This window comes from Pelomonas sp. Root1217, assembly GCF_001425705.1.
Taxonomy (GTDB): Bacteria; Pseudomonadota; Gammaproteobacteria; order Burkholderiales; family Burkholderiaceae_C; genus Pelomonas.
Genome location: NZ_LMDC01000012.1, coordinates 145,412 through 166,028 on the forward strand (window position 1 = coordinate 145,412; position 20,617 = coordinate 166,028).

Here is a 20,617-nt window from a genome sequence, read left to right on the forward strand (position 1 = left end):
CTGGCGGCGCCAAACTCCCGCCATCGAACGGATGGGAGACAGGCGTGTCGCAGAACACAAACGGGCCATTCCAACTGACGCGGCGCCGCGTCATTGGCAGCGGCGCAGCCGCAGTGACGCTGCTGGTGCACGAGCTGGCCCTGGCCTTCAAGCCGCCCGCGCTGAAGAACCCCGGTGCCCGACCGCAGCCGGAAGGCACGCCCGTGCAACCCCATGCGCCACCCGGCGCGCCTGACTGGTCCGGCGGCCCTGGCAAGGCGCGCTTTCGCATCGACGGCCTGGCCAAGGTGACGGGTCAGAAGATCTATGCCCGCGACTTCCGCGCCGTCGACATGCCCGGCTGGCCGCAGAACGAGCGCATGGCGATGATCCTGCGCGCGACCGATCCCGGCCTCGCCTTCACGGGCTTGGATCTGTCCCGCCTGGACGCCGCCGATGCGCGGCCGCTCCTGACCATCACGCAGACGCCTCTGCCCGGCTACACCGGGCCACAGCGCGACCTGGCCTCCCTGAACCTTCAACTGCCCTTCTCCAGCGCAGGTGCCGATGGCGTCTACCAGTTGCTGGTGCCTGTAGGTACCGCACCGCAGTTCTACGGCCAGCCGGTGGCCATCCTGATCTTTGCCGACGGCAATACCTACCGTCGCGCCAAGCGCGCGCTGCAGTTCCAGCCCGGTGTCGTGCAGACCGGCGGCCTGGCCGCGCCTCCCGCCCAGCCCTGGGCGATGGCCTACAGCCCCGTCAACTACCTGACGCGCTATGAGGCGCCCGGCATCGAGCCGTTCTCGCAGGTGCAGGTGGGCTATGCGTCCGACCCCTACCAGCCCGACTCCAAGACCCAGCCTTACAACAGCACCGCCCGCCGGCTGCGCAGCCGTATCGACAACGCGCTGCAGGCGCCCAGCCCCGCCGTGCTGCAGCTCGGCGGCAGCTACAGCACCCAGGTGCTGGACCCGATGTTCATGGAGCCCGAGGCGGGCCTGGCCTGGCTGGACCGCGCCGGCACCGGCACGCTCAACCTGGTGCTCGGCACCCAGGCCACCAACGGCGACTCGGGCGACAGCCTGGCGCTGTTCAGCAAGGACTGCCCCGTCAAGGTCGGGACCGTGGTGCTGAACTCCTGCTACCCCGGCGGCGGCTTTGGCGGGCGCGACGTGTCGACCTTCCCGCCGTTGCTGGCCGTCACCGCGGCCCTGGCCGACGGCCCGGTGCGCATCGCGCAGGACCGCTACGAGCAGTTCCAGGGCGGCCTCAAGCAGCTGGCCAGCCGCATCACTCAGCGCATCGCGGTGGACACGAAGAGCGGCAAGTTCCTCGCCTTCGGCAGCAAGCAGGTGCTGCCCTCCGGCGGGCAGAACAACTACAGCCAGTTCGTCGCCATGCTGGCGGCCTATTGCGGCCTCAGCGGCTACGACATCAAGCAGGCCTATGTCGATGCCATCGCCCAGCCCAGCACCGGCGTCGTCGCCGGCTCCATGCGCGGCTTCGGCGGGCCGCAGGCCAGCTTCGCGGTGGAGACGCTGGTCGACGAGGTGGCCGTGGCGCTCAGGCGCGACCCGATTGCGCTGCGCGAGATCAATGCGCTGCGTGAGGGCGACCGCACCATCACCGGCGCGCCGCTGACCCAGGCGACGACGCTGCGCGAAATCTGCCGCCGCTCGCGCGAGCATGCGCTGTGGCGCGACCGCGAGGCCGTGAAGGCCCGCAAGGCACGCGAAGGCGTCCGCTACGGCGTCGGCTTTGCGCTGGCCAACCAGGCCTATGGCACGGGCAAGGACGGTGTCATGGCCGAGGTGGCAATGGATGCCGCGGGCCGACTGACCGTGCGCACCAACTGTGTCGACATGGGCAATGGCTCGGCGACAACGCTGGCGATCAGCACGGCCGCCTGGCTGGGCCACAACGCCCACGACATCGTCATGGGCGACGTCGGCAGCTTCAATGCGCTGGACGTCAGCACCTATCCGGGCGGCGACTGGAGCAAGCCCAACTGGACGGCGGGCTTCGCGATGTCCAGCAGCGCCTGCCTGACGGCGTTCCATCAAGTGCACGTGACCGAGCAGGCCAGCCAGGTGCTGTTCCAGGCCGGCCTGCTACCGGCCGCGGCGGCGCTCTGGGGCGTGCCGCTGGCGCAGCTGCAGGGCAAGACGAAGTGGGACAAGGGTCATCTCACCGCACCGGGCCTGGCGCCCTTGGCGCTGCGTGCGTTGGCCACCAAAGCCCACCAAATGGGCCTGACCTCGGCTGCCATGGTGCATGGGCTCTACGAAGGGTCCTGGGTGGTCGGCACCTACGCCGTGCCGGCCGGGCCGCCGCTGCAGCTGCCCATCGACGGCTTGTCGCTGCGCGCCGCGGGCCAGGCGAGCTGGACGCCGGTGCTGCGCCAGAACGTCATCCCGCCCAAGCCTGCGGCCGCGCTTTACGGTCGCAGCCTGTATGCGCCGTCGGGCGTGCTGGTGGCCGTCGAGATTGGGCCCAAGAGTTTTGCACCACGCGTCGTCGACGTGCAGCTGCTGGTGGATGCCGGCAAGGTGCTGCAACCCGACCTGCTGCTGGGCCAGGCCCAGGGCGGCATTGCCATGGGCATTGGCTATGCGTTGCTGGAGGACCTGCCACTGGAGGCGGGCGGTGCGGGCGACGGGCGCTGGAACCTCGACCGCTATCACGTGGCGTTGAGCGCCGACGTGCCGCTGGCGCGCATGAGCATCACGCCGCTGCCGACCACCGACACGACGGCCAAGGGCATTGCGGAGGCGGTGCTGTGTCCGATTGCGCCGGCGATCGGGAATGCGATTGCGCATGCCACGGGCAAGCGCTTTCGCGCGCTGCCCATCACCGCTGCGGACATTGAAAAGGCCCTGTCATGAGCGAACAACTCGTTCCCGTCCAGTTCCATGTCAACGGCCGGCCCGTCGACACGAAGGTGCCGACCGACCTGCCCCTGGTCGACTTCCTGCGCGAGGAGCTGGGCCTGTCCGGCACGCGGCTGTGCTGCGGCATCGGCGTCTGCAAGGCCTGCACCGTGGCCGCGCGGCGCGCGCCCACCAGCCAGGCGCAACCGATGCTCGCCTGCTCCACGCCGGTGGCGCTGCTGCAAGGCCAGAGCATCACGACGGTGGAGGGCACCGGCAGCATGGAAAAACCCAGCGCTGTGCAGCAAGCCTTCCTCGACCACTTCGCCTTCCAGTGCGGCTACTGCACGCCGGGCTTTGTCATGGCGACGGAGATGCTGCTGGGCCGGCTGCGCGTGCAACCAGTCCACCGCGACGGCCTCGACGCGGCGATTGAAGACGCCGTGGGCCAGCACATCTGCCGCTGCACCGGCTACGCCCGCTACCACCAGGCGATACGCGCCGTGGTGCTGGCGGAGAAAGGGCTGGTGGTCGCATGAGAGCCCTGTTGCTACTGCTGCTGGCCGGTGCCGCCCAGGCCGAGACCTTGTACGAATACGGCCGCCAATGCGCCGAGCAGATCAGCGAGATCCCGGCCTTCAACTGCATGGCCGGCGAGGAGATCCCGATCACCGTCGACGGCAAGCCCGTGCCTTCGCAACCCGCCCCACCGCGCTGCGACCGACCTTCGTTGCTGCCTCAACACGATGCCGGCAGCCAGGGACAATGCGTGCCCGGCAGCCGCGCCCTGGTGCTGCGCGACGACAAGACGGCGCAGATCAGCGCCGTCTGCCGCAAGCAGGTCGCGCGGCCCGCCGGCAGCCCGCTTTTCGACGAGATCAACGTCATCTCGCACAGCCTCAAAGACGGCAAGACCTGCTGGTTCACCGCCAAGGCCAAGGCGCCGTTGACAGAAGGTGCCGGCATCGACGGCCGCGCGGTGCCCTCGCCCAGTACACTTGCTCGCAAGGCCGCGGCTCCCGGCGCGCCGCCCGCCGACAAGGTCTGGCTCACGCCCGCCCAGGTCGCCGGCACCCAGCCCGCCTGCATCGGCTGCCACGACAGCGGCCCCTTCATGTACAGCCCCTACATCGCCCAGACGACCATGCTGCCCGGCGACCCGTTTGGCTACTACCAGCCCAAGGCCATCGGCGAGGACTTCAAGCGGGCCTGGGCGAAGTTGAACGCCTTCGGCATCACCACGCGCGGCAACACGTGCACGGCCTGCCATCGCATGGGCAATATGAATTCCTGCCAGGTGGCCATGCGGCAGTCGACAGGCAACGCGCTGCAGGAGGGCGGGGATGAGTGGTCCAAGCGCTTTCCGCAGTCACACTGGATGAGCCCGGGCAACCTGCACAGCAAGGCGCAGTGGGACGAACAGTTCAGCGAGAGCCTGAAGAAGCTGGCGGCCTGTTGCAAGAACCCGCAGGGCGCGGGGTGCAGGGTAGTGGACTATGGGCCGAAAGGAGCGCTGCCCAAGCGTTGAGGACGCTGCGTCAGCCGCGCATAAACCTCATCAACCGCCCGCGATAGTCCGACCTCTCCGCTGGCGCGCTCAGCAGCACCTCACTGAACCCAAACCCCAGCCCCGCCATCCGCTTGCCAAACGCGGCTCGGTTGCCGCGGTTGGGATCGACGATGAGAAGCTCGCACTGCGGCAGCGCATGCTTCTCGATGAACGCCGCCAGCCCGCCGCCATCGTCGCGCTCGTAGAGCACATCGCTGCCGATGATGAGGTCGAAGCGGCCCTGCACGCGCGGTGCGCCGCCGTCCGCAATGACCGCGTCCTCACTCCAGTCGCCATGGCAGTAACGCATCGGCGCGAGTTCGTTCAAGCGCAGGTTCTCGAGCAGGAAGGCACCCGCCAGCGGATGGACATCGCTGGCCGTCACCTCGGCACCGCGGCGGTGGCAGATGAGGCTGGCCAGGGCCAGGCCGCAGCCGATCTCCAGGATGCGTTCGCCGTCGGTCAGGGGCCGGATCGCCATCGCGGCGGCCAGGTGCAGCCCGGAGGGCCAGACCTGGCCGAACAACGGCCATTGCGCGGACGAGATGCCCAGGGCCTCGGCCGCACCCGCCGGGTCGGCGAACTGGTCGTTGTCCAGCAGCGAGCGGATCTGCAGATCCGCCGCGCCATCGATGGCGAGCGCGTGGACTTTGGTTTCATAGCCGGGCATGCGCCCTTTCGGTGACCTGCGTGGTGATCGCAATGCGACACGGGGAGGTCAGCGCCGCTGTTCGTTCACAGCGGCCGGGCGACAGGCCGGCGGGGCAAGACGGTGGCTGCGGGGCGCAGCCGGAAGGCAAGTGTAGGCGCGGGCCTTGACGGGCTCAGCTCATCAGGCTGTAGGGACCACCGCGTTCGAGTGCCTGCTTGTAGGCCGGCCGCGCCTGGATGCGGGCCAGGAAGTCGCGCAGCTTCGGGTAGGCGTCCATGCCTCCTCGGGCGGCGGCGGCCTCGACCGGAAAGCTCATCTGCACGTCGGCGGCCGAGAATTCGGCGCCAGCGAACCAGGGCCGCGCGGCAAGCTCGCCTTCCATGAAGGCGAGCTGCCGGTCGATGTTGGGCTGCACGAAGCTGGCGAGCACTTTGTCGGCAATGCCCTTGGCGATGGGCTTCACAAAGAAGGGCATGGGCGCGCGCTTGACCTTGTTGAAGACGAGCTTCATGACCAGCGGCGGCATCGCCGAGCCCTCGGCGAAGTGCATGAAGTAGCGGTAGTGCAGCAGGTCCTGCTCGCCCGTGGGCTTGAGCCGGCCCTGGCCGTAGCGGTCCACCAAGTACTCCAGGATGGCGCCGCTCTCGGCCACCGTCAGCCCGCCATCGGTGATGACGGGGCTCTTGCCCAGCGGGTGCACCTTGCGCAACTCCGGCGGCGCCAGACTGGTCTTGGCATCGCGCTGGTAGTGCTTGATCTCGTAGGGCAGACCCAGCTCTTCGAGCAGCCACAGCACGCGCTGCGAACGGGAGTTGTTGAGGTGATGGACGGTGATCATGGGCCGCAGTGTAGGCAGGCGCTACACGGCCGCCCGAGCGGCAAGCCGGCGCAGGCATTCCAGCTGCCAGTCGAACTCGGGCTGGAAGGACTCGCGCTGTTGCACGGCGCCATAGCCGCCCTCGCCGTAGACGCTGGCATACGCGGCGTACTCGGCGGCTTGCAGTGCCCGGCCGGCGAGGGCATTGGCGACGGCGTAGGAAGCCGACACTGCTGCATGGCCGACCCCGTCCAGCGAGCGCGAGCCGGGGTGTTGGTTGGCCAGCTGCGCCGCCTGGGCAGCCGCGGCGTCCAGCTCGGCCGGCGCCGCGCTGCCGTCCACAAAACGGATCAGCACGTCGAGGCAGACGATGACGGCGGCGTCTTCCAGCAGATGCCGCACGCGCTGCACGCACGCGAGGCCGAAGCGAAACCGCAGCGCCTCCTGCGCCGGGGCGTCCAGGGCGAGTCCGCGGGCCAGGTGGTCAAGGGCGTCGTTCATGGCCACCCAGTTTAGGCAGACGGGATTGCACCGCAAGGCCGCGGCCGGCTACTCTGCGGCGCGGCACGCCGTGCCGAAGGAGGGTCGCATGGCTCAATGGCCGACACTGGAAATCGCCAAGCTCATCGTCGGCGTGCTGACGCCGCTGTCGGTGGCCCTGCTGGGCTGGCTGTTCAGCCGCCAGCTCAAGCGCCTGGACCTCAGCAACTGGACCAACCAGAAGCTCATCGAGAAGCGACTGGCCATCTACGACGACATCGCGCCCAAGCTCAACCAGCTGCTGTGCTTCTTCACCTGGGTGGGCTACTGGAAGACCATTTCGCCGGCCGACGCCATCCACGCCAAGCGCGACCTCGACAGGATGCTGAACATCTACCGGCATGTGTTCGAGGCCGAGGTCTACGAGGCCTACCAGGACTACATCCACGTGCTGTTCGAGACCTACAACGACGCCGGGCAGGACGCCAAGCTGCGCGCGCTGGTCCGCAGCCCGGACGGCGACCGCCGCGCCCATGGCGGCTATGCGTGGAGCGAAGCCTGGGACGCCTGCTTCTCGGAGCCCGGCAACGCCGCGGACAAGCGCGAGGTGCGCGACAAGTACAAGGCGCTGATGGCGGCCCTGACGCGCTCGCTGGGCGTTGGCACGGCCCAGCACGCGCGGGCATGAGCCCGGTCAGGCCTGGGCCGGTGCCTCGTCCGGCGCCAGCAGGCGGCCAAACACCAGCTTGACCAACAGCAGCCCTGCGCCGGCCGCGGCCACCAGCATGGCATGCAGGCCCCAGAACTGCGTGCCCGGCATGGTCTCAAGCAGCCCGGCCAGCCAACCGACGAAGGTGTTGCCGAAGAACAGGTGCAGGTAGTAGATGCCGATCATGACCCCCTGCAGGCTGCGCGGCGCGGCGCGCGAGTACAGGGCCAGGCCGACCGGCATGATGTTGGCGAAGCCGATGTCGTTGACCAGCGTGTACGCAAACGTCCACAGGATGCTGATCTTGCCGCCGCCGGCTTCGATGGCGAAGGCCGGGAGCAGCAGCAGCAGCGGTGCGCCAGCCGCAACGAAGGAGCCGAGAGCCATCTTCGTGACCTCGTCGGGTTCGCGTCGCCGCGTGGCCCACCAGCGCCAGAAGGCGATCGAACCCAGCATCGTGATGAAGCTCACCGTGGCGTCCACGGCCTGCAGCCAGGTCACCGGCACCTGGAAGCTGCCGACCATCATGTCCATGTGCTGCTGCGACCACAACGGATAAGCGTTGTTGAACTGCTGGTTGCCGACGATGGACAGCATCAGCAGCGGCAGGATGGCCACCAGCAGGATCACACGTGCCCAGCCCGCGCGAGTCAGCGGCGGGCGGGCCTCGCGGGTGGCGTTTCGTGCGGGCTCGGGCGGCAGCCAGCGGCGGCCGGCCAGGTAGACGAACAGGCCGATCAGCATGCCCACGCCGGCCGAGCCGAAGCCCCAGTGCCAGCCCACGCGCTCGCCCAGCGTGCCGCAGACGATGGGGGCGGCGATGACGGCGATCTGCACCGCCAACATGAAGATTTGAAAGGCGCTGGCGCGGCGCTTGTCACCCGGCGCATAGAGATCGCCCACCTGGGCGGCGATATTGCCCTTGAAGCAGCCCACGCCCAGCAGCAGCGAGCCCAGGGCCGGCAGCAGCGCCGCCTCGAAGGCCATCAGGAAGTGGCCCGTGGCCATCAGCAGTGCGCCGATGACGATGGTGCGCGTGCGTCCCAGCAGCCGGTCGGCCAGCAGGCCGCCGAAGATGGGCGTCAGATAGACCAGGCCCACGTACAGGCCGAACACCGCGGAGGCCAGCTGCATCGGCGAGCGCGGCCCGGTGACGTTCTCGATGGCATGGCGCAGCGCATCCATGCCGGCCACATGGCCGATGTTGGCGGGCAGGAAGAGGTAGTTGCTGAGGTAGAGCACCAGCAGCGCCTGCATGCCGTAGTAGGAGAAGCGCTCCCACAGCTCGCAAAAGGACAGCCAGCCCAGGCCGGCTGGGTGGCCCAGGAAAGATCGGTCATGGCGGGCGCGTGCGTCGCTTGTGGCGTCGGCGGCCGCGGTCAGGGTGGCGGAGGTCAAGGGGGTGTCCCGGAAACTTGCAAAAGACGCGACTGTCCACGTCCGGGACCGGGCTGGCAATGCGCAGTCGCCCGCGGGTGACGAGGGTCATGGGTGCCACGGGTGTCATGCGCGACCGACACAATCGCGCAACATGAGCACCAGCCCGCCTCGCATCCTCGTCACCGGCGGCAGCGGCTATATCGCCGGCGTGCTGATCCGCCAATTGCTTGCCAACGGCTGGCAGGTCAACACCACAGTTCGCGACTTGAAGCGCGAGCCGGCGCTGCGCCAGCTGCTCGGCATTGGCGCGAGCGAACAGCTGCGCTGCTTCGCCGCCGACCTGATGGCCGACGCCGGTTGGGCCGAGGCCGCGGCTGGGTGCAGCCACATGGCTCACCTCGCGTCACCGCTGCCGGTGGGCGTGCCGCGCGATGCCAGCGAGCTGATCGTGCCCGCCCGCGATGGTGCTCTGCGCGCGCTGAAGGCCGCGCGGGACGCCGGCGTGCAGCGGGTCGTCATGACCTCGTCCGTCGCGGCTATTGCCTACGGCCATGGCCCCGGCGAGCACCATTTCACCGAGGACGACTGGACGCGCCTGGAGACGCCAGGCATCCCGCCCTACATCCAGTCCAAGACCATCGCCGAGCGCGCCGCACGAGATTGGGTGGCGCGCGAAGGTGGCGGGCTGGAGTTCTGCACGGTCAACCCCTCCGTCGTACTGGGCCCGGTCGCCAGCGCCGACTATTCGGCCAGCGTCGTCATCGTCAAGAGCCTGCTGCAGGGCAAGGTGCCGGCCCTGCCCAACATCGGCTTCGGCATCGTCGACGTGCGCGACGTAGCCGAACTGCATTGGCGCGCACTGACAGCCACCGGCATGGCCGACGAGCGATTCATCGCCTGCGGCGGCTTCCTGTGGCTGCGCGAGATCGCGGCCATCCTGCGTGCCGAGCTGGGCGAACAGGCCAGCCGCGTGCCGACGCTGCAGATGCCGGATTGGGCGGTGCGGTTGCTGGCCAAGTTCAGCCCGACCGTGCGCGCCGCCGCCAGCGAGCTGGGCACGTCACGGCACCAGGATGCGACGCATGCGCGTGAGAAGCTCGGTTGGGTGCCACGGCCACCAAGGAAGGCGATCTTGGCGACGGCGAAGGATTTGATGGCGCTGGGTGTTATTTAGCCGAGGCACAACCTGCTTGGTAGTGCGGACAGAGCAATGCCTGAGAAGCCAGAACTGATCAAGGCTTGCGCAAGGCCGCAATGGCAGAGCAGCATGATTTGCCAACCCTCGGCCCGAAAAATCGCTTGCCCGCCGTGCTGGTCGGCGCTCATCACAGGCGACATCACCATCCGAAGTTGTCCGATCTTGTCAGGACGACCATCATCCGGCCCCCACCGAGTCACGACGGTTTCAGGCTCGGCGATGCACGGAACGGCGGCGCAGACATTGAGAATCTGATACGTCGATGGCTCGCCATGAACCGACACCGGGACAAGCTGAATTTCGTCCTTAGCGTGCTGCAGCAAGAGAGCTGCAAGCCTGTCGGAGACGACCGGCATGTCAAAGTCTGCGAGGGTGAAGTCGAGCGGCTTTCCCTCACGACGTTTGGAAAGGTAGAGATCGCCGGCGATGTCAACTCGCTTACCTTGCGTGAAGAGGCGCGGATCGACTTCCTCTCCATGGCCCGTGGTCGGCGAAGCCAAGTACCAACGATCGAACGGCTGTTCAGCGCTTTCGAATCGAGAGAACGGCAGATGGCTCGACACGGGTCACCGCCCCCGCCTCTGCCACAACGGCTTCTTCCCCTTCAAGTGCCGCTCGATGCCGTCATTGAGCCGCGAACGCAGATCGATGACCGCCTCGACGTGCCCGAACACCTCGGGGAAGCGCAGGTCCAGCCACAGCCACAGCGTGCACTGGCGCAGCGCCTGCTCCATGCGGTCCAGGCGGCTGTGCTCGTCGACGTCGTCCAGGAACCAGGGCGTGCCGGCCTTGCCGGTGCGGGCGTGGCTGGCGGCCCAGGCCTGGAACTGCTCTACGACCTGGGGCAGGCGGTCGTCCACCGGCGCCTGCGCGTAGCGGAAGCGCTCCTGCAGCGACAACGCGCCCGCGTTGCGGTCCAGCATCTCGGCCAAGCCCAGCATCTGCTCCAGCTCGGCCACTTCGAAGTGGGCGTCGTCCAGGCGCAGCTGCTGCATGAAGACGGTCAGCACCTGGTGCAGGCTGTTCACGCCCAGGCGCTGCGAGATGGTCTGCACATGGCGCCAGTTGGGCGCCACCGGGCACTTGAAGTCGCGCGGCGCGCGTGGCTCCTTGGGTAGCAGCTCGCGCAGCGTCTTCATCGCGTCGGCCTCGGCCTCTTTCAGCACGCTGACGAAGCCCTCGTCGTGCATGCCATAGCGGCCCGCGCGGCCGGCGATCTGGTGCACCTCGCTGACGGTCAGCGCGCGGTCGCCGACGCCGTCGTACTTCTCCAGCGTCGAGAACAGCACGCGGCGGATCGGCAGGTTCAGGCCCATGCCGATGGCGTCCGTCGCGACCAGCACCTGGCTGGCACCGACGGCAAAGCGCTCGGCCTCGCGGCGTCGCACCTCGGGCGGCAGCGCGCCATAGATGACACTGACGACGTGGCCGTTCTGCGCGATCTGGTCGCGCAGCATCAGCACGTCGCGGCGGCTGAAGGCCACCACCGCGTCGCCCGCGTGCAGATGCGTCATCGGCACCGGCGCCGGCATCAGCTGCACATGCTGCTTGCGCTCGAAGACGCGGCGCTCGGGCTTTTCGCCGCACAGCTGCAACAGCCGCTCGATGGCCGGCGCCGCATAGGCCGACGCGATGATGATCAGCTCGCGTGCCGGCACGCCGACGATGGCCTGCGTCCAGGCCCAGCCGCGCGAGTCGTCGAAGATCATCTGCGCTTCGTCGATGACGGCCACGTCGATGGTGTCGCGCGTGTTGACCATCTCGATGGTGCTGCTCACCACGCGCGCGTCGTTGGCTGGCACGTTCTCCTCGCCGGTCAGCAGCGAGCAGGGCACGCCGCGGCCGACGAGGCGGTCGCGGCCCTCCAGTGCCAGCAGGCGCAGCGGTGCCAGGTAAGCGCCATCCAGCGCCTGCGCCAGCCGCTCGAAGGCGGCGTAGGTCTTGCCGCTGTTGGGCGGGCCTAGATACAGCGTGACCTTGCGGCCCAGCTTGCGAGCTGCGTCGAAGCTGTCCGGGTAGCCCTGGAAGGCCAGCTCGCGGCCCAGGCTGGCGAGCGTGTCCTGCTCCTCGACCTGTTGCTCCCAGCGGTCCTGGGCGCGGTTCAGCGCGGCCTTGAGGTCCTCGTAGGGCATGGGCACGCCGCACTCGGCCTGCAGACGCGGCAGCAGCGACGCCAGCTGGCTGGCATGGCCCATGGCTTCGCTGCGGGCAATGAGGTGGTTCAGGTGCAGGATCAGCTCGGCCGTGTACGAGTACTCGGGCGCCTGGCCGAGGTTGTGGCGCAGCGCGGCCGTGTCGCCGTCGCGGAAGAAGGCCCAGATGGGCTCTTCGGGCACTGGCACGCGGTGCGACAGGTCGATGCGCCAACCCTCGTGCGCGAGCGTGATCGGGTGCACGCACAGCCGCGTGAACACCAGGCCTTCGCGGCGCAGGCCCAGGCTTTCGAGCTGGTGCAGGCGCTGCTGCAGCTGCGGGCGCAGCGTGTTGGTCTGGGGCGTGGCCTCGAGCTGGGCCAGCGCGACGGGAATGTGTGCCGGCAGGATCCAGCGGCTCGGCCGGCCACCGCCAGCGGCCCGGGAGATCTGGATGCAGCCCAGGCGGTCCAGCGCGTCGTCGCTGCCGTCATCGAGATCGGCCGGCACCAGTACCTGGGGCAGCGCGTGGGCGGCCTGGCGGATGCGGGCCCAGTCTTCAGCCGTGAGGCCCGCGGGGAAGCGGGCGGCGTGGCCGGGTTGCGGGAGGGGAAAGGCGGGCGCGGGCGGCTTGGCCGGCTTGGGCGAGGAGACTTCGGAATTCACGGCGGAAGTGGAACACAGGCGAGCTGACTGCGTCCTCGCCACGAGGGCCGACGGGCGCGCGGTTTGCCGGTGCCCATTCCTTCGTGACAAGCTCTGCAACTGCTTTGGAGGCCCGCATGCCACGCGAAATCAAGATCGTCAGCGAAACCGTCGCTGCGCCGGCGCACGAGGTCTACGAATTCGCCAGCCAGCGCGAGAACCTGCACCTCTGGGCATCGGGCCTGGCGTCGGCCGACATCGAGCAGGAAGGCGACCACTGGGTGGTGACCGACTCACCCATGGGCCGCATCCAGATCAGGATGGCGCCGCGCAACGACTTCGGCGTGCTGGACCATGACGTGACGACACCCGATGGTGTGACCACGCACAACGCGTTTCGGGTCACGCCAGTGGATGAGGGCAGCGCACTGACGTTTGTGGTGCTGCGGATGGCGGGGGCGGGGGCGGGGGCGGGCGATGAGGACTTTGAGCGGGATGCGGCGCATGTGCGCAAGGATTTGAGGGCGTTGAAGGCGTTGATGGAGCGAGCTTGAACAGCTATTAGCTGCTCAGGGCGCCAGCACACTGCCGTTCAATTCGATGAGCCGTCCCTGACGCAAGCGAGCCCCGACGGTGTGTTCTTCATCCCAGCCGACTCGATACCCGATTTCGATGGTGAATTCGCGGCCCAGCGGCGTGACTTGAACAAACTCGATGGTCGCATGAGCCCAGACGTCGGTAGGCACGGTCAGTAGAGGCATGCCATCCTCGGGCGGGTCAGCATCCCCCGTTGAAACTGCATCTGCATACGGCTCGTAGTGCTCTAGCAGGGCTTGTGCGATTTGTGATTGCCAGCCGGGATAGCCATGCGAAAGACCGCGTGCGATTTCGAGTGCCTGGAGATCAGGCGCACCACGAGACCCGGACAGAGCCAACGGGACGCGCTCTCCGCGCATTGAAATGAAGCCGCGCCACAGTTTGCGCTTTCGCTGGAACTCGCCGAGTTCCGAATCAGAAAACGAAGGCGTTTTGAAGAAACCGAACATTCGAGAGGCCCTTCAGTCAATAAGGCTCACACCGGCTTCGGCCGCGTCCCTTCCGACGGATTCGCAATCCACGCCTGCAGCTCCGCCGCCCGCGCATGCCTGGGCGCCAGCTCCAGGAAGGTCTTGTACGCGGCCATGGCCTTGCCTTCGTCGCCCGCCAGCAGCCGCGCGTCGCCGAGATTGAGCCAGGCCAGGGAACGGCTGCCGTCCATCTCGACGGCCTTCTCGAACCAGACGGCCGCATCGGCCGGCTTGCCGCGCCGGTAGAGCACGAAGCCCAGGTTGTTGGCGGCCAGCGCGAACTTCGGCTGCAGTTGCAGTGCCTCCTTGAAAGCGGCCTCGGCTTCGTCGTAGCGCCGTTCGCGATACAGCTGCAGGCCGCGGTCGTTGGCGCGTTGGGCGGCCACGCGGGCGCCGGGGTCGACGCGGGCGGTCGTGGCGGCCAGGGCCTGGTCCCTGCCGTCCAGGCCCTTGATGGTCACCTGCACGCCGCTGGCCGCGCCACTTGCAGCAGCTGAGACCTGCCGGCCGGCACTGCTGGCCTCGTCGAGCTTGGCGGCGAACTGGCTGGCCTTGTCGTCGAGCTGGGCCACGGCGCCGCTCAGCGCTGGCTCCTGCGCCGTCGGCATTTCGAAGATGAACTCACCACCTTCCGAGCCCGGCAGGCTGCCGAAGGCCGGCGTCTGGTGGGCGATGGCCGACACGGCGGGCGCCACATACGCAGCGAGTTCGGTCGCCGTGATGAGGCCGTCGCCGTTCAGATCGGCTTTGCCGTTGAGCGCCTGCAGCAGCGTCCAGGTGAACACCGAATGGCCACCGGGGCCGTCGTCGGCGACCTGCTGGTCAGCGCCACCGGCCGTCATCATCTGACGGCCGACGCGGCGGGCATTGGTGCGGGCGAAGTTGCTATCCATGGCGCTTGATCCGCCACGGGTCAGACCCAGGCCCGAGTAGCAGGCGTCGATGACGAAGAGGGCGTGCTTGGCGGTGATGGCCTCGGCCACCTCCTGCAGTTGCGGCATGGCGATGGCGTCGGCTTGCAGGTCGTTCAGGCCCGCATCCACCGGCACGATGTAGCCGACCTCGCGACCGCTGGGCAGCTTGCGCGTGCTGCCATGGCCGGCGAAGAAGACAAAGACGCGGTCATCGCGCTTGACGCGCTTGGCGTCGCCGAAGCGCTCGTTGAGCGCCTTCAGGATGTTGGCGCGCGTGGCCTCGGCGTCGCTCAGCAGCGTCACGTTGTCGGCGCGAAAGCCGAAGCGCGTGACCAAGGACTCGCGCACCGCCTGGGCGTCGCGCACCGCATGCGACAGCTTGGGCCAGGCGGTGTATTGGTTGATGCCAATGACCAGCGCATGGCTGTCGCGGTACAGCTCGCCCGCCGTGGGAGGCGGCGCCGCGGCGCGCTCCGAGGAGACGACGAACTGCCCATCCTTGAAGCTCGCAAAGCGCCAACCCTCGGCAGCGAGCTGGTCCAGCACCAGCGGCAGGGCCTGCACGGTGCGGGCGTGGATGTCATGGAAAAGCACGATGCCGCGCTGCTGCTTGTCCAACTCGGCCATCACCCGCGCAGCGATGCTCTTGGGAATGGGGTCGCTCCAGTCCAGCGAGTCGACGTTCCACATCATCGAGCGCAGCTTCAGCGCCTCGATGGTGGTCAGCGCGCCGTCGTTGCGAGCGCCATAGGGGAAGCGAAACAACGCGTCGCCGTTGCGACCCGCCGCATCGAGCAGCGCCTCCGTGTTGGCGGCTTCTTCCTTGACCTTGACCAGCTCGAACTTGCTCATCAGCCCATGCGTGAAGCTGTGGTTGGCGAGTTGGTGGCCGGCGGCGAGCACCCGTTTGGCGACGGCACTGCCATTGCCCGGCTGCACCTTGCCGGTGGCGTCTACCTTGCCCAGGTTCTGGCCAAGCTGGAAGAACACGGCCGGCGCCTGGTAGCGCTTCAGGATCTCCAGGATCTCGTCCGTGTAGCGCGCATGCGGGCCGTCGTCGAAGGTCAGCAGCACGGTCTTGGGCGGCAGCTTGTCGCCGAAGACCTCGCGCTCCTTGGCGGCCACGCCGCGCATGGCGCCTGACGCGGCGGGCTCGGGTGCCAGGTCGACTGCGGCCGGCAGCTGGGCGCCGTGCTGCTTCATGACGGACTCGCGCGTGTGCAGGGCCTTCAGCTTGGCGACGTAATCGCTCCAGCGCTCGCGCTTCAACTCGATGCCGCGCTTGGCAAAGCCGCCGAACACTTCCTTCAGCTCCTGCTCATAGGCCTTCTCGACCTCGGCCAGCGTGTCCAGGTCCTCCTGGGCACGGCGCGCGAGCTTGATGCCGTCCAGCGTCTGGGCACTCTTCAGCCCGGTGGCGAGCTGGCCCAGCACCTCCTTGAAGGCCAGGCGGTCGGCGTCGTACCAGCCGGGCTCGCTTTCGATGCGCGTCAACAGCGCCCCCGTGGCTTCCAGCGATTCGGGTTTCAGCGCGAGGTCGGCCAGACCCTGCTGGCGCTGCAGCAGTTCGTGGAAGAGCTGTTGGCCCAGCGCCTGCACCTCGCGCCGTTGCGCGGCTGGCAGCGCCGCCTCGCCGTCCATCAGCACGACGATCTGGCGATGCAGGGCCAGCAGCCCGTCGCCCTCGTCACGAAGCTTGGTTGTCGCGCTGGTGTCCTGGGCTGCCGAGGCGGCAGGCAGCGCGGCGGGTACCTCGTTGAGACGCTTGTTGCAGCCGGTCAGGGCCAAGGCGGTGGTCAGCAGCAGGGCGAGTGAGATGAGGCGCATTGCGGGTGAGAAAAGTCAGCCGCGGGATTGTGGGGCTGCCCGCGCTGCTGACAGCGCCAGGCCGCGAGCGCCGACAGAATGCCGTCCTCCCAACAAGGACGATAACGATGAGACTGCTCGCCTTGACCCTGGCTCTTGCGTTCATGATCCCCAGCCAGGCCGCTACTCCCACAGAGCGCCTGGCCGACGTGGCGACGCGCTACTACGACGCCCGCGCCCGCTTCGACCCGCTCAACGCCACCGAGGCCGGCGACAACCGCTTCGACGACCAACTCGGCTTGGGACTTGCGCCGGCCGAGCGGGCCAAGCGTTTCGCCGCTTGGCGCGGCTTCCTGAAGGAACTGGCCGCCCTGCCCGCCGCCAGCCTGCCGCCCAACGAGCGCCTGAACCGCGAGCTGCTGGAGCAGCAACTGCGCGCCCAGCTCGCCTTTGAGCGCTATCCGGATCACCTGCTGCCTTTGCACCAGATGGGCGCCACGCCCTTCCAGCTGGCCTTCTTCTCCAGTGGCCAGGCCGGCCAGCCGCTGAAGACCGCGGCCCAGCTCGACGCCTATCTGAAGCGCGTCGCCGGCCTGCCGTCCTGGTGCGACCAGGCCATCACCAATATGCGCGAAGGCATCAAGCGCGGCGTTGTCCAGTCCCTGCCCGTCGTCCAGGCGGCGCTGCCACTGCTGCGGAACCTGGCCGAGGCCGACGCCGAGCGCAGCGCATACACCGCGCCGGTCCGCGCCCTGCCCGCTGATCTCGCTGCCGCTGACCGCACCCGCCTCACCGAGGCCTACCACCGCGAGCTGACCGAGCGCACGCAGCCCGCGCTGCGCCGGCTGCTCGCCTTTGTCGAGACCGACTACCTGCCCGCCGCGAAGCGCCGCGGCAGCATCGGCTGGGCGTCACTGCCCAACGGCCAGGCCTGGTACCGCCAATGGGTGCGCGAACAGACGACGACCGACCTGACGCCCGAGCAGATCCACGAGCTGGGCTTGAGGGAGGTCGCGCGTATCCAAGGCGAGATTACGCGCATCGCGCCGCAGCTCGGCTTCACGGGCGACCCGCTGAAGAACGGCGGCCTGCTGGCCTGGGCGCGCACCGATGCGCGCTTCCGGCCCTTCAAGACCGAGGCCGAGATCCTGGACGCCTACCGCGCCATCAACGTCCGCGTCGTGCCGCAACTGCCCAGGCTTTTTGGCAATCAGCCGCGCATGGCGCTGGACATCCGCGCCGAGCCGGAGCTGACGCGAGATACGGCTTCCGATCACTACACCCCCGGCCAGCCCGACGGCAGCGCGCCCGGCGTGTTCTGGGCCGTCATCAACGACCCCAAGGACTACTCCGTGTCGACGATGACGGCCCTCTTCCTGCATGAGGGCCAGCCCGGGCACCACTTCCACTTCGGCCAGCAGGTGGTGATGCCCATGCCCGAGTTCCGCCGCCGCATGTGGATCAATGCCTATGGCGAGGGCTGGGCGCTGTATGCCGAGACCCTGGGCCACGAGCTGGGCCTGTACTCAGACCCGGTGGCCTATGCCGGCGAGCTGCGCCTGGAGATCAGCCGCGCGGCCCGCCTGGTGGTCGACACCGGCCTGCACGCCAAGGGCTGGAGCCGCGAGCACGCGCTGAAGTACTGGATGGACGTGACGGGCGCCGGCGAGCAGCAGGCCGTCGCCCAGATCGACCGCTACCTCGCCTGGCCCGGCCAGGCCCTGGGCTACAAGATCGGGGCGCTGAAGATCCAGGAGCTGCGCCGCCGCGCCGAGCAGAAACTGGGCGCGAAGTTCAGCCTCGCCGCCTTCCACGACCAGGTGCTGGGCGAGGGCTCGCTGCCGCTGTCGGTGCTGGAGAAGCGCATCGATGCGTGGATTGCGGGACGTTGACCCCTCGGCCAAGGAGTACCTTGGCCGGTCCCCCGAGGGGACGGCGATGCTTGCGGCATCGAGCCGCAAGCACATCGCCAGCGCGGGCCGGCTAGGGAGCGGCCCGGCGCTCGGCCCGCAATGGAGAAAGCTGCATGACTGACATCACCATCTTCCACAACCCCAAGTGCGGCACTTCGCGCAATGTGCTGGCGCTGATCCGCCATGCAGGCTTGGAGCCGCGCATCGTCGAGTACATGCAAACGCCGCCGAGCCGCGACGAGATCCGCGCACTGGCGGCGGCTACCGGCCAGCCCTTGCGCGCGTTGCTGCGCAAGAAGGAGGCCGTCTTCACCGAGCTGGGCCTCGCCGATCCGGCTCTGAGCGATGACGCCCTGCTGGACGCGATCCAGCAGCATCCGGTGCTGCTGAACCGCCCCATCGTCGTGACGTCCCTGGGCACGGCGCTGTGCCGTCCGTCGGAGGCGGTGCTGGAGCTGCTGCCCGTCGGGCCGTTGCCGCCCTTCACCAAGTCTGACGGCGAAGTCGTGCACGACCACGGCCGTCGGCTCGGCTGAGGTTCAGGCCGGAAAGTCCGTCGACGCGGCCACCTCGCGCCACTCGGCCGTCTCGCGCTCGACAAAGGCATGCTTGTCGGCAATGGCCTGCAGCGTGTCCGTGCCCAGCGGCAGGCGCAGCGGCGGGGTCTTGGCATCGACCAGGGTCAGCATGGCTTGCGCCAGGCGCTCGGGGTCACCGGGCTGGTTGAGGCTGATGCGCTTGGCGGCCTCGCGCACCTGGCCGGCGCTGGCGGCGTAGTCGCCCAGCTCGCGCGGCGACGTGACCAGGGACTGGCCTTCGAGGAACTCAGTGCGGAAATAACCGGGCTCGACGACGGTGGCATGGATGCCCAGCGGCGCGAGCTCGGCATGCAGGGCCTCGGTGATGCCCTCGACGGCGAACTTGGTCGAGCAGTAGACGCCGAAGCCCGCGGCCGAGCGCACCCCGCCGAGCGACGAGATGTTGATGACATGGCCGCTGCGGCGCTCGCGCATCTGCGGCAGCACGGCACGGGTCACGTTGAGCAGGCCGAAGACATTGGTCTCGTAGAGCCGCCGCACTTCGTCGACGCTGGCTTCCTCGACGGCACCGAGCAGGCCGTAGCCAGCGTTGTTGACAAGGATGTCGATGCGACCGAAGCGGGCCAGCGCGGCGGCCGTGGCCCGAGCGGCCTGGGCTTCGTCGGTGACGTCCAGGGCCACGGCCAACAGGCCGGACTGGGTGCCCAAGCGCCTCTCGATGCTGGCGGCGTCACGGGCCGTAGCGACGACGGCGTCGCCATGGGCCAGGGCGGCTTCGGTAATGCGTGCGCCGATGCCGCGCGAGGCGCCGGTGATCAACCAGACGCGCTTGAAGGTGGGGATGGTGGTCATGTTGGGCTCCAGGGCTTGGGGTGATTGAGGTGTCGGCCGATGGAGCGAAATTTAGGCATTCGATTGCTGCTCAACTAGCCCAGAATTAATGCATTCATTAACAAGCAATTCGTGACAGTGGCCTTCAACGAACTGCGCGCCATCACCACCTTCACCAAGGCCGCCGAGCTGGGCAGCCTGCGCCAGGCTGCCGTGGCCCAGGGCATCACGCCGCAGGCGGCCAGCCAGGCGTTGACGCAGCTGGAGAGCTACCTCGGCGTACGCCTCTTCCACCGCACGACGCGACGGCTCAGCCTGACCGAGGAGGGCGAGCGTTTCCTCGGCGCCGCCGCACCCGGCCTGCAGGCCTTGCAGCGCGCATTGCACGGCGCGCGCCAGGGCCGAGACGTCATCGCCGGGCCGCTGCGTATCACGGCCTCGCGCTCGCTGATGCTGCCGGTGCTGTGGCCGGTGCTGGAGGAGTTCTGCGCCCGCCACCCCGACGTCGAGCCCGATGTGCAGTTGGACGACCGCATCGGCGACTGGGTGGCAGACCGCGTCGACGTGGGCTTTAGGGCCGGCACGCCGCCGGGCGAAGGCCTGATCGCCCGCCATCTGCTGCCGCTGCAGCTGATCGTCTGCGCCGCACCCGCCTATATCGCCCGGCATGGCGCGCCGCAGAGCATCGACGAGCTGGCCCAGCACCGCTGCAGCGGCTTTCGGCACCCGAGCACGGGCAAGCCCATGCCCTGGGAGTTCCTGGTTGGCGACGAGATCGTCGGGCACGACGTCGCTTCGGTCTTCATGACCAACGATGTCGAACTGGAGGCCAATGTCGTCGTGGCCGGCCAGTGCATCGGCCAGCTCGTCGGCGCCACCGCCGCCCCGCTGATCCGCAGCGGCCAGCTCGTGCCGCTGCTGACCCAGCATGTCTGCGCCCATCTTGGCCTGTACCTGTACTACGGCAGCCGCGTGGCCCAGCCGGCGCGGGTGCGGGCCTTCATCGACCTCGTCGTTGAGCGCGTGGTGGGCAACTCGGCCTGGGTGGTCAGCGCTCAGGAGCTGGCTGCGGCCGCTGGCGGGCGCCGCTGAGCGGATAACAACCCGACGCGATTCGTAAAGCCTGGGCACAT

Annotated in this window: 18 protein-coding genes; 9 read left to right on the plus strand and 9 right to left on the minus strand. The window is 68.5% G+C overall.

Annotated elements, in window-relative coordinates; all coding sequences use genetic code 11:
• The first annotated feature begins 44 nt into the window (after nt 1-44).
• From ASC95_RS09565 to ASC95_RS09575, 3 genes are read left to right on the plus strand one after another with little or no spacing between them, the layout of a single operon-like run.
• Complete coding sequence (locus tag ASC95_RS09565; protein WP_057297509.1) at nt 45-2,867, plus strand: xanthine dehydrogenase family protein molybdopterin-binding subunit; 2,823 nt, start codon at nt 45-47, stop codon at nt 2,865-2,867.
• Nucleotides 2,864-3,391 (plus strand): (2Fe-2S)-binding protein, encoded by a 528-nt coding sequence (locus tag ASC95_RS09570; RefSeq protein ID WP_057297510.1) that lies wholly within the window; start codon nt 2,864-2,866, stop codon nt 3,389-3,391. The genes ASC95_RS09565 and ASC95_RS09570 overlap by 4 nt, the downstream gene beginning before the upstream one ends.
• Nucleotides 3,388-4,380, plus strand: coding sequence for a hypothetical protein (locus ASC95_RS09575; protein WP_057297511.1), 993 nt, complete (start codon nt 3,388-3,390; stop codon nt 4,378-4,380). Before ASC95_RS09570 ends, ASC95_RS09575 begins: the two co-directional genes overlap by 4 nt.
• Nucleotides 4,381-4,390: 10 nt before the next feature.
• Here the strand turns inward: ASC95_RS09575 and ASC95_RS09580 are convergent, their stop codons facing one another.
• The 3 genes from ASC95_RS09580 to ASC95_RS09590 all read right to left on the minus strand — a co-directional run bounded on the left by ASC95_RS09580 (nt 4,391) and on the right by ASC95_RS09590 (nt 6,371).
• Complete coding sequence (locus ASC95_RS09580) at nt 4,391-5,071, minus strand: methyltransferase (RefSeq protein ID WP_057297512.1); 681 nt, start codon at nt 5,069-5,071, stop codon at nt 4,391-4,393.
• 154 nt (nt 5,072-5,225) lie between these two features.
• The gene (locus tag ASC95_RS09585; RefSeq protein WP_057297513.1) at nt 5,226-5,891 is read right to left on the minus strand and encodes a glutathione S-transferase family protein; all 666 of its coding nucleotides are present in this window, start codon (nt 5,889-5,891) and stop codon (nt 5,226-5,228) included.
• Between the two features lie 21 nt (nt 5,892-5,912).
• A complete protein-coding gene (locus tag ASC95_RS09590; RefSeq protein WP_057297514.1) occupies nt 5,913-6,371 on the minus strand; it encodes a hypothetical protein in 459 nt (152 codons plus the stop codon).
• 88 nt (nt 6,372-6,459) lie between these two features.
• On the opposite strand from ASC95_RS09590, the gene ASC95_RS09595 reads away from it, so the two are divergent.
• Entirely contained in the window at nt 6,460-7,038 is a 579-nt protein-coding gene (locus ASC95_RS09595; RefSeq protein WP_057298306.1) for a hypothetical protein, read from the plus strand.
• A 6-nt stretch (nt 7,039-7,044) separates the two neighbouring features.
• Here ASC95_RS09595 and ASC95_RS09600 read toward each other — a convergent pair whose 3' ends face one another.
• Entirely contained in the window at nt 7,045-8,457 is a 1,413-nt protein-coding gene (locus ASC95_RS09600; protein ID WP_057297515.1) for a peptide MFS transporter, read from the minus strand.
• Between the two features lie 133 nt (nt 8,458-8,590).
• Here ASC95_RS09600 and ASC95_RS09605 point away from each other — a divergent pair, with 133 nt between their 5' ends.
• Nucleotides 8,591-9,613 carry an NAD-dependent epimerase/dehydratase family protein gene (locus ASC95_RS09605; RefSeq protein WP_057297516.1) on the plus strand — a complete coding sequence of 341 codons (1,023 nt, stop codon included), beginning with the start codon at nt 8,591-8,593 and terminating at the stop codon, nt 9,611-9,613.
• Here the strand turns inward: ASC95_RS09605 and ASC95_RS09610 are convergent.
• Entirely contained in the window at nt 9,610-10,200 is a 591-nt protein-coding gene (locus ASC95_RS09610) for an imm11 family protein (protein WP_157256051.1), read from the minus strand. The two genes, ASC95_RS09605 and ASC95_RS09610, sit on opposite strands and share 4 nt — an antisense overlap.
• A gap of 3 nt (nt 10,201-10,203) precedes the next feature.
• The gene (locus tag ASC95_RS09615; protein ID WP_057297518.1) at nt 10,204-12,435 is read right to left on the minus strand and encodes a helicase-related protein; all 2,232 of its coding nucleotides are present in this window, start codon (nt 12,433-12,435) and stop codon (nt 10,204-10,206) included.
• A 116-nt stretch (nt 12,436-12,551) separates the two neighbouring features.
• On the opposite strand from ASC95_RS09615, the gene ASC95_RS09620 reads away from it, so the two are divergent.
• Nucleotides 12,552-12,968 (plus strand): SRPBCC family protein, encoded by a 417-nt coding sequence (locus tag ASC95_RS09620; protein ID WP_157256053.1) that lies wholly within the window; start codon nt 12,552-12,554, stop codon nt 12,966-12,968.
• A gap of 15 nt (nt 12,969-12,983) precedes the next feature.
• Here the strand turns inward: ASC95_RS09620 and ASC95_RS30510 are convergent, their stop codons facing one another.
• A complete protein-coding gene (locus ASC95_RS30510) occupies nt 12,984-13,460 on the minus strand; it encodes a hypothetical protein (protein ID WP_157256055.1) in 477 nt (158 codons plus the stop codon).
• Between the two features lie 26 nt (nt 13,461-13,486).
• Nucleotides 13,487-16,222 (minus strand): polysaccharide deacetylase family protein, encoded by a 2,736-nt coding sequence (locus tag ASC95_RS09630; RefSeq protein ID WP_057297521.1) that lies wholly within the window; start codon nt 16,220-16,222, stop codon nt 13,487-13,489.
• Between the two features lie 107 nt (nt 16,223-16,329).
• Here ASC95_RS09630 and ASC95_RS09635 point away from each other — a divergent pair, with 107 nt between their 5' ends.
• Nucleotides 16,330-18,093: a DUF885 family protein gene (locus ASC95_RS09635; protein ID WP_057297522.1), complete on the plus strand. Its 1,764-nt coding sequence runs from the start codon at nt 16,330-16,332 to the stop codon at nt 18,091-18,093.
• Nucleotides 18,094-18,227: 134 nt separating this feature from the next.
• Nucleotides 18,228-18,650 carry an arsenate reductase (glutaredoxin) gene (gene arsC / locus ASC95_RS09640; protein ID WP_057297523.1) on the plus strand — a complete coding sequence of 141 codons (423 nt, stop codon included), beginning with the start codon at nt 18,228-18,230 and terminating at the stop codon, nt 18,648-18,650.
• Between the two features lie 3 nt (nt 18,651-18,653).
• On the opposite strand, the gene ASC95_RS09645 is transcribed toward arsC, so the two are convergent.
• Nucleotides 18,654-19,505, minus strand: a complete 852-nt coding sequence (locus tag ASC95_RS09645) for an oxidoreductase (protein WP_057297524.1) — start codon at nt 19,503-19,505, stop codon at nt 18,654-18,656.
• A 117-nt stretch (nt 19,506-19,622) separates the two neighbouring features.
• Between ASC95_RS09645 and ASC95_RS09650 the strand changes: the two genes are divergently transcribed.
• Nucleotides 19,623-20,576, plus strand: a complete 954-nt coding sequence (locus ASC95_RS09650) for a LysR family transcriptional regulator (protein WP_057297525.1) — start codon at nt 19,623-19,625, stop codon at nt 20,574-20,576.
• The last annotated feature ends 41 nt before the right edge of the window (nt 20,577-20,617 follow it).

Bases quoted from the DNA above. Each gene is read 5' to 3' on its own strand.
- ASC95_RS09570 (WP_057297510.1), top strand. From the start codon at position 2,864: ATGAGCGAACAACTCGTTCCCGTCCAGTTCCATGTCAACGGCCGGCCC.
- ASC95_RS09575 (WP_057297511.1), top strand. From the start codon at position 3,388: ATGAGAGCCCTGTTGCTACTGCTGCTGGCCGGTGCCGCCCAGGCCGAG.
- ASC95_RS09580 (WP_057297512.1), bottom strand. From the start codon at position 5,071: ATGCCCGGCTATGAAACCAAAGTCCACGCGCTCGCCATCGATGGCGCG.
- ASC95_RS09585 (WP_057297513.1), bottom strand. From the start codon at position 5,891: ATGATCACCGTCCATCACCTCAACAACTCCCGTTCGCAGCGCGTGCTG.
- ASC95_RS09590 (WP_057297514.1), bottom strand. From the start codon at position 6,371: ATGAACGACGCCCTTGACCACCTGGCCCGCGGACTCGCCCTGGACGCC.
- ASC95_RS09595 (WP_057298306.1), top strand. From the start codon at position 6,460: ATGGCTCAATGGCCGACACTGGAAATCGCCAAGCTCATCGTCGGCGTG.
- ASC95_RS09605 (WP_057297516.1), top strand. From the start codon at position 8,591: ATGAGCACCAGCCCGCCTCGCATCCTCGTCACCGGCGGCAGCGGCTAT.
- ASC95_RS09620 (WP_157256053.1), top strand. From the start codon at position 12,552: ATGCCACGCGAAATCAAGATCGTCAGCGAAACCGTCGCTGCGCCGGCG.
- ASC95_RS30510 (WP_157256055.1), bottom strand. From the start codon at position 13,460: ATGTTCGGTTTCTTCAAAACGCCTTCGTTTTCTGATTCGGAACTCGGC.
- ASC95_RS09630 (WP_057297521.1), bottom strand. From the start codon at position 16,222: ATGCGCCTCATCTCACTCGCCCTGCTGCTGACCACCGCCTTGGCCCTG.
- ASC95_RS09635 (WP_057297522.1), top strand. From the start codon at position 16,330: ATGAGACTGCTCGCCTTGACCCTGGCTCTTGCGTTCATGATCCCCAGC.
- arsC (WP_057297523.1), top strand. From the start codon at position 18,228: ATGACTGACATCACCATCTTCCACAACCCCAAGTGCGGCACTTCGCGC.
- ASC95_RS09645 (WP_057297524.1), bottom strand. From the start codon at position 19,505: ATGACCACCATCCCCACCTTCAAGCGCGTCTGGTTGATCACCGGCGCC.